The organism is Paenibacillus sp. J22P143, assembly GCF_059692035.1.
The window spans coordinates 121251-135809 of record NZ_JCAUAQ010000004.1; the positions used below are offsets into that span (position 1 = coordinate 121251).

Consider the following 14559-nt stretch of genomic DNA (forward strand, 5'->3'; position numbering starts at 1 on the left):
AAAAAGGCTTCTCTCCGAAGAGAAAAGCCAATTCTTTCTATCTATTAAACTTCTTTCGTACCAAAACGGATCGCATTTCGTTCCTTGGCGCGCTGCGCTTCTACCTCACGATTGCGAGGCTCTGCATGGGTTACCAAGGCATCCATTAACTTTTGAGCTACCGCAGCTACATCATGAACAGCCTGCTGGAATGCAGCTTCATTCACTTTGGAAGGCTCCGTAAACCCGGAGATCTTGCGCACAAATTGCAGCGACGCCGCCCGAATCTCATCTTCCGTTACTGTCGGTTCATAGTTGAAAAGCGGCTTAATATTTCGGCACATCGTGTACTCCTTCGGGCTATACACAGCCCATAGAATAAATAAAAACTTGTTCCACTATTATACCTTAAATCTATTAACCACTTCCTGCAAGCTTGTCATCTGATCGTGAAGCTCTACCGTTTCTTTTTGAACACGATTAAACATCTGTCCCAACGTCTCTACGCTAGCCAATACTTCCTCGGAACTTGCTGCCGTTTCTTCGGAACTCGCGGAGGAAAGCTCGATAAAGCCAACAATTTTGTTTTTACGGTTATCTACATGTTCCATATCTGCCGTGATCTTTTCAATCGATTCATGGATTTGCTGCAAAGAGGTATGAATGAAATCAAATGTATCCGACGTCTCTCCTGCGTTCTCTTCCTGCGAACTTACGATGTGAAGCGACTGCTCCATCGCAGCAGATGTTTGCTGTGCAGAATGCAAAACATTTTCAATCAACGTCTGAATATGCTCAGATGCCTCTCCCGCTTGAACAGAAAGAGTTCTCACTTCAGCAGCGACTACAGCGAATCCACGGCCGTTTTCGCCTGCCCGGGCTGCCTCAATCGAAGCATTAAGCGCAAGTAAATTCGTTTGTCGCGAGATGGAATGAATCGTGGTGACCATCTCTTTGATGGCATCAATATCCTGCATAAGTTTGCTTACGCTGGACTCTACGTTTTTGGTCACGGTAACATTATTGCGGATCAAATCGATCATCGCTCGCATCGATTCAGCGCCGCGCTCTTCCTTCTCGCGAATAATCGCACTATTATTCTGTAGAATTTGAACATGTTCTTTGGTGTCATCAATCAATTCCGCCAATTCGTGTACGCCCTTCATCCCATCCTCCACGACTTCCGCTTGACTCGCAGCGGCCGTTGCCAATTCGTGGATGGTTGTATTGATTTCATATGAAATCGTATTTGTTTGATTCATCGAATCTTTGATATGATCGGCATTACCTTTGCTCAAACTCGCAGATAGTTTAACATCCTTGACGATCGTATGTATTTTCTCAATAAATTGATTTGTCGCAGTCGACAATCTGCCGATTTCGTCCATCGAAGTATCGGGAAGCCTTCTCGTTAAATCTCCGTCCCCCTGAGCAATCGCAACCATGGCAGATTGCAGTCTCTCCAGCCTTTTGAACTGGCGACTGACGATGTAAAACAATACAGCCCATGCAATCAGTAAGCCTGCCAATGTGGCAATACATGTGGAGTAAAAGAAGTTGGTCAAAACCTGCTCCGACAGTGCCAGTACAAGCACTTGCCCCGTCGACAACGCTCTAAAGTAATACTTGGCTTTTGTTCCATTATGCGACATTGTCTCGTACGCTTTGTGCTCTGCTGTAAGACTCACGTTTAGAGAGTCAAGCAGCCCCGCGTCTAATTGCGTAATGGCATCATCAGATGAAGCAACGAGCTTACCCGTGGAATCAACGACGCCCGCGAATAGCACATCTCCGCCAAGCTCCGACTTTAATTGAGTCAGGACCGGCTTCGCTCCTATTTTGTTATCGAGTTCCGTTAGTGCGGCGCCATCTCTTCCTGTTTGTACAATGCGTGGAGATGACCAACCGGAAACTCCGACATATTTATACACCTTAGGATCGATGCTTCGCTTCTGAGCTGGCTGTGTGACTATTTTCTGCTTACCCGTTATTAAATCCATAAACTCATAGGCTTGATTCTTAGGATCAGCACCGAAATTGAAATCTATCTTTTCGCCGGCATTCGTCATCACCAACTGTCCCTGTGCATTGGTAATCCAAAACTCATCTATACCGGAGCGCTCAGCTAATTCGACAGCTTGCTTATAGGTCATAGGAGTTTTATCGTACATATACGACAGAAGGGCCGCTTGTCCAACCATTTCCTTCTCCATCACACTTTCCGTTGTTTTCCTCGCGATTAAAGCGTTTTCGATTCCGATTCGAGCCGTTTCTAGCGTCGTAAAACCTTTTTGATGAAGACTTTCAGCCGTCTGTTGATACGTAATTGTCGCTGTCCCAACGAACACTGCTAACAACACAATCATTAAAGGCCAAATAATTTTGTGCTTGATTGATTTAAATGCCATGTTGTTCTCCCTTTTCTGTGAAATCAGTGATTTCTGCTATTTTCCATCTTATATTTCGCCATTTTCCGTAAAATCCCTGCATAAAAAGCTACCATTCGACGTAATAATTTGATAGGTGATTTTTGGTCAAAAAAATAAGCTCTCCAGAAGTAGGATGATCTACCTCCAGAAAGCCCCTTGCGCGCCAATTTTGCAGATTCAGGACGCTTCGTATGGCACGTTTAGTTTGGCTGCTTGTTTCTAATTGAAAGCCGAACTGCTGACATACCCTTTCACCTCACCACTTCTGATGATAAACCTATTTACGTCTGAAGCTTTTATAGCGAATCCCATGTAATCAGTATCTTTAGCTCCTTTGGCCACAACACCAATCACTTTGCCATTAAGATTAGCCAACACACCACCCGATGATCCAAAAGTAACCTTCGCATCAAACTGGATCATGTCCCATCTTAGACTGCTCACAATGCCTTTCGACAGCGTGAATGGAAATTCTCTAGGATTGCCAAAGGCTAACACGGTTTGCCCTTCCGTTACGTCCGAGCTAAGTGACAACACAGTATCACTGGTGCATGCTGTATGGATGATTGCTAGATCCAGTTTTTCCTCCCGATAACCGACAGTCCCCGTGCAAGTTTGTCCAGCTTTGTTGCTAAATTTAACCGTAGATGTTGGCAGTTCATGTACCACATGTGCATTCGTAATGATCGTGTCAGGTGAAATGTAAAAACCACTTCCCGATGTAAACAGCTCTGCGTTAATCATCACGGATGCTTTGATTAGTTTTTGAGCAGCGGAGATAGCCTTATCCTCATCCGTCTGTATATCAGCATGTATCGGCTGGTTGAATAATAGAAACACTACGAGGAGTAACCCTGCGTAGTAATTCATTTTACTAGCACGGTACTCAAATAGTTTGAAAGATTGCGGTTCACTTGTTAGCGAGTTGAGCTTTAGACGGTGATAGTGAAACAAGATTATCCGATATAGCTTCATTGTTCACCTCTTGTATGTAAAGATCCTCACTCCTATTTGGGGGGCGCCATCCCATCGAACTATACTAATTGTATCACGTTTTAAGATTTATTGATACGTATTGTATCTGTAATTTGCAACAGTCTTCCAATTGTACAGTGAAAATAAAGTGTTAAACTGAAAAATAAATTATTAGTATTAGACTACATGGCGTTTCGGCATTTACTGACACAAGCACATAAAACCCTGTAATTATGTTGCATAATTACAGGGATTTTTTTATTTTGGAGCTGATATAACAATGGAGCTATAAGAAAAAGTAAGTATATAAGAAAGACCAGAACTGAATCAGAAAGAGTTTGCGGATTGAATCGTTGTGTCACAAGGAACGCTAAGTATTTCTTGCCACCTCCCAAAATGTTTTTGAATTTGCATCTATTTTCGTCTGGACGCGCAGGTCATCTCCCCATCCTCCGCACCCTCCCTCACGGACAGAGCACTATGGGTCAACTATGTACTTCCGCCATCTCACGGTGTACTTGGGACTTCCACCCCTTAGCACGATGCGCTGCCAAACGCACACATGACAAAAAACACGGAATGTTTCTCCGTGTTTTTTGCTCGCTATTCAATGCCAACTTCGAACACGTCTTCAACTTGCCTTAACTCGTCTGTCACTGGAAGCAGGACATCTGCACGTGGCATTTTGACTGACAAAATGATCGATATGAGCTCCTGCTCACCTTTTCGTCGATCTTCAATAGTAACTTTACGAATATCGATTGCTCTGCGAGCCAAAACTGCCGAAACCGCAGCCAAAGCGCCCGTACGGTCGGGCATCTCAATTCGGATCACGTGGGTCCGCTTTGAGCTGCGGAGCCATTTTTTCTCCACTTTATTGAGAATGTACAAGCTGATAAACATAACAACGGTTACCAAAATGGCCGGATATAAAAATCCTGCGCCTACCGCTAAACCAATACCAGCAACAACCCATAAGGAAGCCGCCGTCGTCAGACCAGAAATCGATGCTCCATTGAATACGATTGTACCTGCGCCAAGAAAACCGATTCCCGTAATAACGTTAGCTGCAAGACGTGCAGGGTCAATCCGAACATTCGGTTCGTTCACAAACGCGTTGAAGCCGTACATGGATAATAACATGATGAGTGCAGAACCTACGCAGACGAGAATATGCGTTCGCAAACCTGCTGCGTGGTTGTTCTGTTCGCGCTCGAGGCCGATTAATCCGCCCAGCGCTAATGAAATGAGCACTCTTATTGTTAATTGCCAATTATCAATATACCAAGGACTAATATGTAGAATGTCATCCATACTTATCCTCCCCTAGAGTGAGTAACGTTCGGAGAATTGTTTGGATAATCGGCGGAACTTCTCCACTTCCAGTCGATTCGTCGCTGTGAATTCCTCATGGTTTCTGGAGCGACAGCGGTAATTAGAAGTAATACCTTCCAGCATCTGATAATACTTAGCATTAACGGGATAGAGCTGCTTCTCGATAAATGAGGCTACACTTAATAAATCACTTAGCTGACTCGCCTTTTCCGGATGATCCTTCCAATTTTTGCAAAGCCAAACGTACAAGTCGGAGTGGAAATTCGCCATAATCCCGCTAAAGCCTGCAATCCCCAGCTTTAAGGTTTCTAGCAGCGTTGCGGTATTGGCATTATAAAGCTTCAATGAAGTGCCTTCGAGCGCTTTTTTCTTCTGTCTAATATTTTCAAGATCGCAGCTAGTGTCCTTAAAGAAGAAAAACCTTCCCGTATCTGCGCACCATTTCAACAAGGACGGTGAAAGGATCCGCTTATAGGGAACAGGACATTCATAAAGGCCGAGCGGAATACTTTCCGGCAGCTTTGATAACAGTTCCAGCATATTGGCTTTCCATGCCTCTTCCGTTTCATCCTTACCCGCTAACTTGTTTGTAATGAGGAATACAGCATCAACCCCCGTCTTTGCCACCGCCGCTATTTCTCGAACCTGATCATCCAATGAATCAGAAATGTGCCCCGAAGCTATAACCGGAACCCGCCCAGAGGCCTTTGATTTTACGAAAGCGGCAAGCTTGACTCGTTCTTCGAGACTTAGATAAAACATCTCACTTGATTGGCATACGGCAAACAACCCATCCACCTTGTTTTGAATGAACCACTCAATCAAACGCTCTAGCGAAGCGTAATCGATTTCACCAGATTCCGTAAAAGGAGTAATCATCGTAGGCCATACGCCGTCCATATTGTTTACTTGCATATCAAGTTCCTCCATTGTGTATTAGTTGGAAATCAGGTTAAACGAATGCGAAATGTTTTCAACTCGTAAGGTTTGAAGAAGGCCGCAAATCTATTGTCGTTATGCTCCATCAGCTGCTCCTCGCGCTCCATCAAGTTTACTTCTTCTACAACCGCGATCGGAAAATGCGTTGTGAACTCCGCTGTCCCTCGTTGTCCGGCATATTCATAGCAGCGTACAATCCAATGGTCAGAATCCTCTGCACGCTTGATAGTATCGACTGCAATATGATCTGCGTCGCAGTTGAAGAAGCTCAGCGTGGCGGGCAGCTTATTCTTCGAACCCGCACATCCGGCAGGCAGTTCCATCGAAGATAGGGGTATGTTTAACTTGTTAGCCTCCACCGTTGTACCCGCGTTAAACCAGTCTCCGTTGTGCGGCAGCAGCGAATACGTAAATTCATGCTCTCCGAGGTCGGCCGTCGGGTCTGGCCTGATCGCCGACTTGATTAAAGTCAAGCGAAGTACGTTGTCCCGCACGTCATGCCCATATTTGCAGTCGTTCAGCAGGCTTACACCGAACCCTCTCTCCGATAGGTCCACCCAACGGTGTGCGCACGTTTCGAATCGTGCAAAATCCCAACTCGTATTCCAATGCGTTGGACGCTGTACGTTGCCAAACTGGATCTCAAAAGTTGCAGCCGTGGCACGTACGTCGACTGGGAAGGCCACCTTCAGCAGTTGCTGCCTTTCCTGCCAGTTTACACGCGTAACGAAGTCGATCCGCGGATTATCCGTATACAGCACCATATCCTGTTCCAACTGTGACTTTTCATACGTCCAAATAAAGCGAATGATTGTACGTAGACAGCCTTGTTCAATAACTTCAACGGAAGTCAAATCTGTTATGTACCGTACTTTCTCGAGATAAAAAATATCGATGTCCCATGCGTCCCAGTTGACCGGCTTATCCTCATGTACGTCGAAACGGTTACCCGTCTCCCCGGCTGCTAGCACTTCCCTCTTAGAACCTTTGTCAAAAACTCGGCTTAATTGTCCCTGCTCGTTCCACTCCATTTCATAGAATGGCGTCGATGCGGAACGGTTCGTTGCGATAATCCGACTCATTGCTGGTGAATCGGCGGCGGCGGCGTTCTCACAGCTGATCGTTGTGTAACCGAGCGCCGGAATCCCATCAACCTGTAGCAGCAGAGCGCTGCCTTGCTGCGCATTCTCTACCCTTTGCGCCAAGAGAATTTGTTTGTTAGTGTCGTACCAAACTTTCCCCTCAAACCGGTCCTCCCACGGCAAGCTGACTAGATCGCCCCGTTTCCACGGAAGCGTATTCACGACAATCCAGCTTGGTGAATCCCCGGTGCGAACGAGCCCAGCAAGTCCCTGCAGACTTCCCATCTTGGCCTCTGCTGCCAACGCTTCCGCTTCGGCATATTCTACATGACAATCCTGGTACACTTCTGCGATCGAAGAGCCAGGTAAAATATCGTGGAATTGATTGCGCAGAACGATCTTCCAACAGTCATTCAGCTGCTTCTGTGGATAATGGGAGAAGCTCGCCAATGAACCGAAAAAGGTGGACACCATCTCGGCATCGCGCAGCAGATTTTCCATCTTCCTGTTCATTTTCTTGTTGTATCCCTGGGAAGTATACGTACCGCGGTGCAGCTCTAGATAGAGCTCGCCATCCCATTTATGAACGTAGCGGTCCGTCTCATTCACTTTCGCTTCGAGTTTGTTGAAATATTCGTCCGCACGGCCAATCGTCACATTCGGCAGACCCGGCATTTGATCCAGCCTTCTTCTCATTTCCAGCATCGCCCGAGTCGGACCACCGCCGCCATCTCCATATCCGAAGGACAAAAGCAGCTCATCGTTGATTTCTTTGTCACGGTAATTATCCCAAATTCCGGTTACCGTCTCGGGGAGAATATGGCCGTTGTAAGTATAGTATTTATTATTGCTGTCCGGACTGCGGTTCGCTTCAGGCGTCGTAATGTAATGAGTCAGAATATCGCTGCCATCGATGCCCCGCCAGATGAACGTATCATGGGGGAACCGGTTGTAAAGGCTCCAACTAATCTTCGTCGTCATGAAGTAACGCAGGCCAGCCTTAATCAGGATTTGTGGCAGGGCCCAACTGTAGCCGAATACATCAGGAAGCCATAAATATTCACATTTGGCTCCGAATTTTTGTTCAAAGAAGCGCATTCCGTACATGAGCTGACGCACGATTGATTCCCCCGACGGAACATTGCAGTCCGACTCCAGCCACATCGCACCCCCTGCTTCCCAGCGACCTTCACTAACCCGATCCACAATTTGTCCGTACAGCTCAGGGTAATCCTTTTCGATATCGTCGTACAGCTGCGGTTGTGTCTGTAGAAATCTGTACTCGGGGAATTGCTCCATTAAACGGAGCACAGTTGAGAACGAACGCGCCGATTTTTCCCTGGTGTGCTTCAGGCGCCACAGCCAAGCTACATCGATATGCGTATGGCCGATACAGCGAACTGTAACCTCGCTGTTTTTCGGAATAGCCGCTAACTCATTCTTCAACTTCGCGTTCGCTTCTTTCACACTCGCGTAAAAATTGGCATCGCCCGGAACTCGCCAGTCGATAAACCGAAATGCGCGATCTAACGCCTTAAGCAGGCTTTGATATTCCCAGCTGTTGTCGTTTAGTACCCGGATGGTTCTCAACATCGCATAAGCGGTGTAATACAGATCGTCCGTTTCCTCCTCCAGTAAAGACAGCGAAGAAACGCTGATTTGATGCTCCAGTTCACTTTTGACGCCAATACTTCCATTCAGACCTGTCCATACCTTAAACAACAGCTCGACCTTCTGACCGACAAGCTCTTCCGGCAAAAACACTTCAGGATGATTGCTTCCGACCCCCTGGAACGGTTTTCCGTTCAGAAATAGCAAGGATTCAAAACCCGAATTATGACCGCTCCCTGTTTTTCCAAAGTCGAACAGACCGAGCGCCTTCTTCCCCCTCCACTCCGCCGGCACGGTGACTTCCGTCTTCAGCCAAGCCGTCAAATCCCAGCCCCGCCAGCGTTCGCCAATCGATATTGTCCCCCAGTCCGCATTGTCTGGAGGCATGGCACCTACCTCAGCTTGACGATCCACCCAGAATTGATAGCTCGGAATCAAATGCTGATCGATATAACGATACTTTTCTAACTCTATTATGCGTTTCTCAATCTTCTGATCTGCCAAGTGCATACTTTTCTGAAGCATCTTCAGACCTCCGTTTAGTAAATAAGTTATTGTTTCATAGTCGTATGGCGTCCAGAAAACGAAGAACGCCGCTTGACCGAAGGGCTCGGCAATTGGCGTTCTCGCTTTTCATCTTCTCAGGAGCGCAGGTTCCTAGTAGTTTTATTCGGTTTTAGTGATCATTTTAGTCTGGTAATTAACGAATAGACAATTGAGAGTTTATACGATTTGCACAATTCGAACGCAACCTTCATAACCTGGTTCTGTAACAAATTGCTTCAGCTCTCCGGATACATGTTCTTCGTAATCAAAGTGAACATGACCACTGAAAATCCCATGCAGCGATTTGCTTTCATTGGCCAAAATCAAATCATAAAACTCTTGTGTGAACATATTGGTATTTTGCACTTGCCATTTCTTCAAGTTTTCTTCGCTCCAGCCATCTGCAGCCATAAGAATTGGAGCATTCCATTTAGCAATGGTTTTCTGCACCAGACCGGGAAGGTAGATGGGAATGTGCATGAAAAGTAAGCATGGAACAGGCGATGCTAATAGACCTTTGATCTCGTTCAATTGTTCTTGATTAATCTGATAATTGCTATTGTCGACCGCAATAAATCGCATCCCAGCAATTTCTCGAACCTGTATAGAAGGCTGGCCATGCGTGAACTCTTTAAAACAGTGATAGTGTTCTGATCGTGTTTGATCATTCCATGGCAGATGAAAAAAATGCCAGTCATGATTCCCTACGGTATACAAATAAGGAGCACGAAGATTTTTCAATCCGTCGGCCAATATATCCAGATTGGCCGCGCTTGGATAGTGAATAATATCGCCCGTGAATATCACAGCATCGACATTACGATTGTTTGCAAGTTGTACAATCTGATCCAAATAAATCTTTCGCGAGACCGGATACGGTGAATCCTTCGGGAGATATTCATCGAACAAATTGCGAAATCTATCCAAATATTTCAGCGCTTCCGGATCGCGCTCGTCAACTTCTGTCAGATGTAAATCGGTCACATGAAGGAATGTAAGCTTTCGGTTAAAACCAGGGACGGCGACGACGGTTTCGGTTGGATGAAGAACATTATTGTCATTCATAGATTTTAAAGGACAATTCGCATCCAGGATCGGTTTCGTACTTGTTTGTCATTGGATTAACTACTTGTAGCTTGAGTGTATTTTCATTCATATCATAAGTCACCACTCGGATGCGGCCCTCCCCTCCATTTTCCTTGCTCTGCCAGTTTTGAAAACATTGAACAACCGTATTGCCATGAACACCCTTATCCGTTCGATAGCTTAAATTTTCAGGTATATGATGGCCGGAATATACAGCTGTTACGTTCCTATGATGCCGCAAATACTTCTGCCACATATCTTCCCCGTCATTGGCGTCAGAAATAGCCGCATATATTTTCGGATTATGTTCGTCGCCTGGTTTAGTCCTTTCTTCATACATGTACATGTATGAATGTGTAATAATGATGGCCTTACGATCCTCATGGTTTCGTAAAACTTCGCAGGCCCACTCCATAACTGTATCTCTTGGACCATACTCCAAGATTAAGATGATGAAGGACATACCATCCACATCGAACATAGCATATGTATTCTCTGCCTTCCCCTCCTCATACAAACCACCAAACCAGGGTTTATGTTGAAACCTGTGAACGCCAACGTATTTATTGAACATGCTTAGGCTTCTGGTTGGATCGACAGGAAGAGTTGCCAGTACGGATATTCTCATATCATAATCATGATTGCCTGGCGCTACCAACAGCGGAATATCGGCGTCATAAATGAGTTGCAGCGCGCGTAGCGCGTTTTCATATTCGTACTCGTATTCAGCGCCACGGTCGACTAAGTCACCTACATGCGCGATAAACTTAATGTTAAGCTCATTCGCATGGTCAACGATCCAGCGTGTCAGATTGGTAAAAATCTCTGGATATGATTTAGCTAATGACTGAGTGTCCGGAATTATGATAAGGCTAAACGAAGAAGACTCTGATACCTTAGTTTCCATTATGTAAACATCTCCATTATTGTGGTCTGATAACATTTATTATGAACACGCCGCACAGTTACACTGATTGTCGAGATACCCTTGAAGAGCGGCGTGTTCATAATTTGATATGTTCTAAGTATTTATTCTTCGATTATTTCTTACCTTTCTTTGCGTCGTAAGCAGCCTGGTTGATTTCAATATACTTCTTCAAATTCATCTTATTTAGAGTGTCTAGGTAAGTGTTCCAATCCGTGTCAATGTTTGCTTTGTCGGTTACGAACTTGGCGATCATGGAATAGACATAATCATTGATGGTTTTGTCAAGATCGGCAATTTGTGTACTTTGATCCAACGATAAATACAATTTCGGTACGACATGATCATTACTTTCATGGAACTTCTCGTAATTATTTTTGGTGGCGTTGTATAGGATTACTTCTTGATTGGTTTCCGGTTTCGCTGCTGATTCACTATAGCGTTGCTTCAATGACACCCAGTAGGTACCGCTGTTTGCCCAATGGTCATTCTGAACATTGTTCGTCTTCAGTCTCTTCCACTGTGCAGGTTCTCCGAGTACATTGAGCTCATTAGGATCAGCTTTAGCCCAACCGATACCTTCAGTGCCATAAACAGATCGGAAGAGAACCTCAGAACTATAGAAAGCGTCAAGCCATCTGAAAGCGGCTGCAGGATTTTTAGCTGCACTAGTAATAACGGCAGCTCCAGAAACGAGCGTACCAAGCGGCGCATAAGGAGTGGTCTGCACGCCAGACGGACCTTTTAATGGAGCAATTGCAACATAATCCAACCAACGCTTGCCTGTCTCTCCAGTTTGTCCAGGATTTGTCAAGCCTGGAACGGCACCAACTAATGCAGCATTCGGGTTATCAACCAAAAGTTTCAATTGGTTAACATCCTGCGTAAACGATTCCGGAGCAAGTAAACCTTCTTTGTACAGCTTGTTTAAGTACTGCAATCCTTCTTTGAATTGCGGTTTATTGAAGACGACATCAACTTTCCCGTTTTTCAATTCCAGGTATTTATTTTCCCTATCCGCATAAAGAAAAGAATTCATAAGAAAGATTTCGATGTTAAAAGGCGCTTCGCCATTAAAACTCACAAGTGGAATCTCATCCGCTTTACCGTTTCCATTAGGATCTTGCGTTTTGAATGCTTTAAGCATTTGATAAAACTCTTCTGTTGTAGTCGGCGTTTTCAAGTTGAGCTTATCTAACCACGGTTTGTATATCCACATTTTATTTTTTTCTTCACAGTGATAACATGTGCCCCCACGTGGCATCGAGTAAATTTTTCCGTTAGGAGCGGTTAGTGCATCCTTAACAATTGGCGAGTCTTTGAACAATTGCTTCGTGTTTACACCGTACTTGTCAATGTAATCATTGAGGGGGAGGAATATGCCTTGTTCCCCATAAACGATTTGCTGTGCCTCGTTGATATTAAAGTTTAAGATGATATCCGGATATTCACCACTGCTTAGCACCAAATTCAACTTGGCGTCCTTTCCAGCTACAGGCACAACCTCAAATTCGACATGCAGATTTGTCTTCTCTTCCATAAACTTAGTAAATGTATTGGTATCGTAATTTTCGACTCGCGGACTTGCCAGCATAAGAACTTTTAATGTTTCTTTGTCTTTGACAATCGGGTATGTTCCTGCTTCTGTCAGATTTTTTGAAACAGGGGGTTCTTTTCCAGAATTCGACGAATTCGACGAACATGCCTGCAGGATGAGCATCATACAAACAACCATTAAGGACATAATCTTCACATTTTTTCTCATGTTTGTTACCTCCCTTTATGTTTAAAAAGCATTTATTACTAATTTCAATTACCCTTTTAACGACCCCACCATAACCCCCTTAACAAAATATTTCTGAGCAAATGGATATAATATAAGCATTGGCAAACTGGAGACGACGATTAGGGAATATTTCAGCAATTCACTCAACCCCTGCCTAAGCTCCATTTCCTCTGCATCCATCATCATAGTCAAATCTATCTGATTCGTTATTAAAATATCACGCAATACGATTTGCAGCGGGTATAGTGAGCTCTTATTTAAATAAATAAGTGCGTTAAAATATTGATTCCAATGACCTACCGCATAAAACAAACCTATAGCTGCCAATACAGGAAATGATAACGGTAGTACAATCCTAATTAAAAATCGAATATCTCCACAACCATCCATCTGGGAAGCTTCCAACATTTCGTGTGGTATGGTCATTTGGAAATAAGTACGCATAACAATCATGTTCCACACGGAGAGAGCACCTGGAAGCAGCATGGCCCATGGTGTATTGAGTATATCAATATCTTTGAGTAGCAGGTAAGTCGGAATGAGTCCGCCAGAAATCAGCATCGTGAATACAAACAGAAACATAATGAAATTTTTTCCATGAAATTTGTTTCTGGACAATGGATATGCCGCCATAACAGTTATAATTAAATTAATGAGGGTACCCACAATCGTATAGAAAAAAGAATTACGAAATCCGATCAGAATCGAATTGGAATTAAATACGGCTTTATATCCTTCCAGCCCTATATCTACCGGCCAAAGCCAAACCTTTCCTGAAAGCACCGCAGCCGGAGAACTAAAGGAAGCGCTAAGAATGTATATAACCGGATACAATACCGTAAGAAAAAATAGAATTACAACGGTGTAATTCACTATCGTAAAGATTTTGTCTCCTTTTGTGTCCTTATAAACACCCTGTTCCATTTTGATCTCCCCTTACCATAGACTGGTTTGCTTCAATTTTCTCGCCGTATGATTCACGATCAGCAGCAATAGCATGTTTAGAAGATTTTTGAAAAGTCCTACTGCTGACGCGTAAGAATAATTAGGAATTTTCGAAGTCAAACCCACTTTATACACATACGTATCAATGACCTCTGATTTATCTAAATTGAGAGGATTTTGCATCAAAATGACTTTCTCGAAACCAAGATCAAGTAAATGCCCAGTATTCAAAATCAGCATGATGATAACAATGGGCAGGATACCAGGAATATCGATGTTCCATATTCGCTGTAATTTAGATGCTCCGTCGACAACTGCTGACTCATGTAGGTGCGGATCTATTCCGGAAAGCGCTGCCAGATAAATGATGCAAGCGAAGCCCATATTCTGCCAAACCCCTGACCATACATAGATGGACTGAAAATAATTCGGGTTCCCCATAAAATCAAGTTTCTGCATGCCGAACATCTGCATCAAATTATTAACAATCCCAGTATGAGGAGACATAAATTGGATGATAATTCCAACCATTACTACCATTGAAATGAAATACGGTGCATAACTAACCATCTGAACGGTTTTCTTAAATAATACATTTTGAATATAATTCAAGTTCAAAGCAAATATAATTGGAAGAAAAAATCCGGCAATAAGTGCATACAGACTAAGCGATACTGTGTTTTTCATAACAGCCCAGAATTCATATGAATTCCAGAAACGCTCGAAATGCTTCAATCCGACCCAGGGACTGCCCCAAATTCCTTTGAATGCAACAAAATCCTTGAAGGCGATGATAGAACCATACATGGGTATATACTTAAAAATGAGCAGATATAATAATGGAATTGATACGAGAAGATATAATTGATAATCCTTAGCCATTTCACTAAGTACCACCTTATTGAACTTTAGGTATTTCAA

The 14559-nt window shown here is 44.0% G+C and carries 11 protein-coding genes; all 11 read right to left on the reverse strand.

Annotated features, from left to right (window positions below):
- Positions 1-44 precede the first annotated feature (44 nt).
- The 11 genes from AC58PQ_RS09735 to AC58PQ_RS09785 all read right to left on the reverse strand — a co-directional run bounded on the left by AC58PQ_RS09735 (position 45) and on the right by AC58PQ_RS09785 (position 14559).
- The gene (locus AC58PQ_RS09735; RefSeq protein WP_497241752.1) at positions 45-323 is read right to left on the reverse strand and encodes a DUF2277 domain-containing protein; all 279 of its coding nucleotides are present in this window, start codon (positions 321-323) and stop codon (positions 45-47) included.
- Between the two features lie 57 nt (positions 324-380).
- Positions 381-2387, reverse strand: coding sequence for a methyl-accepting chemotaxis protein (locus AC58PQ_RS09740; protein WP_497241753.1), 2007 nt, complete (start codon positions 2385-2387; stop codon positions 381-383).
- 240 nt (positions 2388-2627) lie between these two features.
- Positions 2628-3383, reverse strand: a complete 756-nt coding sequence (locus AC58PQ_RS09745) for a S1C family serine protease (RefSeq protein WP_497241754.1) — start codon at positions 3381-3383, stop codon at positions 2628-2630.
- A 603-nt stretch (positions 3384-3986) separates the two neighbouring features.
- On the reverse strand, positions 3987-4697 hold the full coding sequence (locus tag AC58PQ_RS09750; RefSeq protein ID WP_497241755.1) for an MgtC/SapB family protein: 711 nt from the start codon (positions 4695-4697) through the stop codon (positions 3987-3989).
- 12 nt (positions 4698-4709) lie between these two features.
- The gene (locus AC58PQ_RS09755) at positions 4710-5633 is read right to left on the reverse strand and encodes a dihydrodipicolinate synthase family protein (protein ID WP_497241756.1); all 924 of its coding nucleotides are present in this window, start codon (positions 5631-5633) and stop codon (positions 4710-4712) included.
- Positions 5634-5665: 32 nt separating this feature from the next.
- Positions 5666-8860 (reverse strand): alpha-mannosidase, encoded by a 3195-nt coding sequence (locus AC58PQ_RS09760; RefSeq protein ID WP_497241966.1) that lies wholly within the window; start codon positions 8858-8860, stop codon positions 5666-5668.
- A 213-nt stretch (positions 8861-9073) separates the two neighbouring features.
- The gene (locus AC58PQ_RS09765) at positions 9074-9961 is read right to left on the reverse strand and encodes a metallophosphoesterase family protein (protein ID WP_497241757.1); all 888 of its coding nucleotides are present in this window, start codon (positions 9959-9961) and stop codon (positions 9074-9076) included.
- Complete coding sequence (locus AC58PQ_RS09770) at positions 9954-10889, reverse strand: metallophosphoesterase (RefSeq protein ID WP_497241758.1); 936 nt, start codon at positions 10887-10889, stop codon at positions 9954-9956. Before AC58PQ_RS09770 ends, AC58PQ_RS09765 begins: the two co-directional genes overlap by 8 nt.
- Positions 10890-11022: 133 nt before the next feature.
- Positions 11023-12672, reverse strand: coding sequence for an extracellular solute-binding protein (locus AC58PQ_RS09775; protein ID WP_497241759.1), 1650 nt, complete (start codon positions 12670-12672; stop codon positions 11023-11025).
- Positions 12673-12720: 48 nt separating this feature from the next.
- Positions 12721-13617 carry a carbohydrate ABC transporter permease gene (locus AC58PQ_RS09780; protein WP_497241760.1) on the reverse strand — a complete coding sequence of 299 codons (897 nt, stop codon included), beginning with the start codon at positions 13615-13617 and terminating at the stop codon, positions 12721-12723.
- Positions 13618-13629: 12 nt separating this feature from the next.
- A complete protein-coding gene (locus AC58PQ_RS09785) occupies positions 13630-14559 on the reverse strand; it encodes an ABC transporter permease (RefSeq protein ID WP_497241761.1) in 930 nt (309 codons plus the stop codon).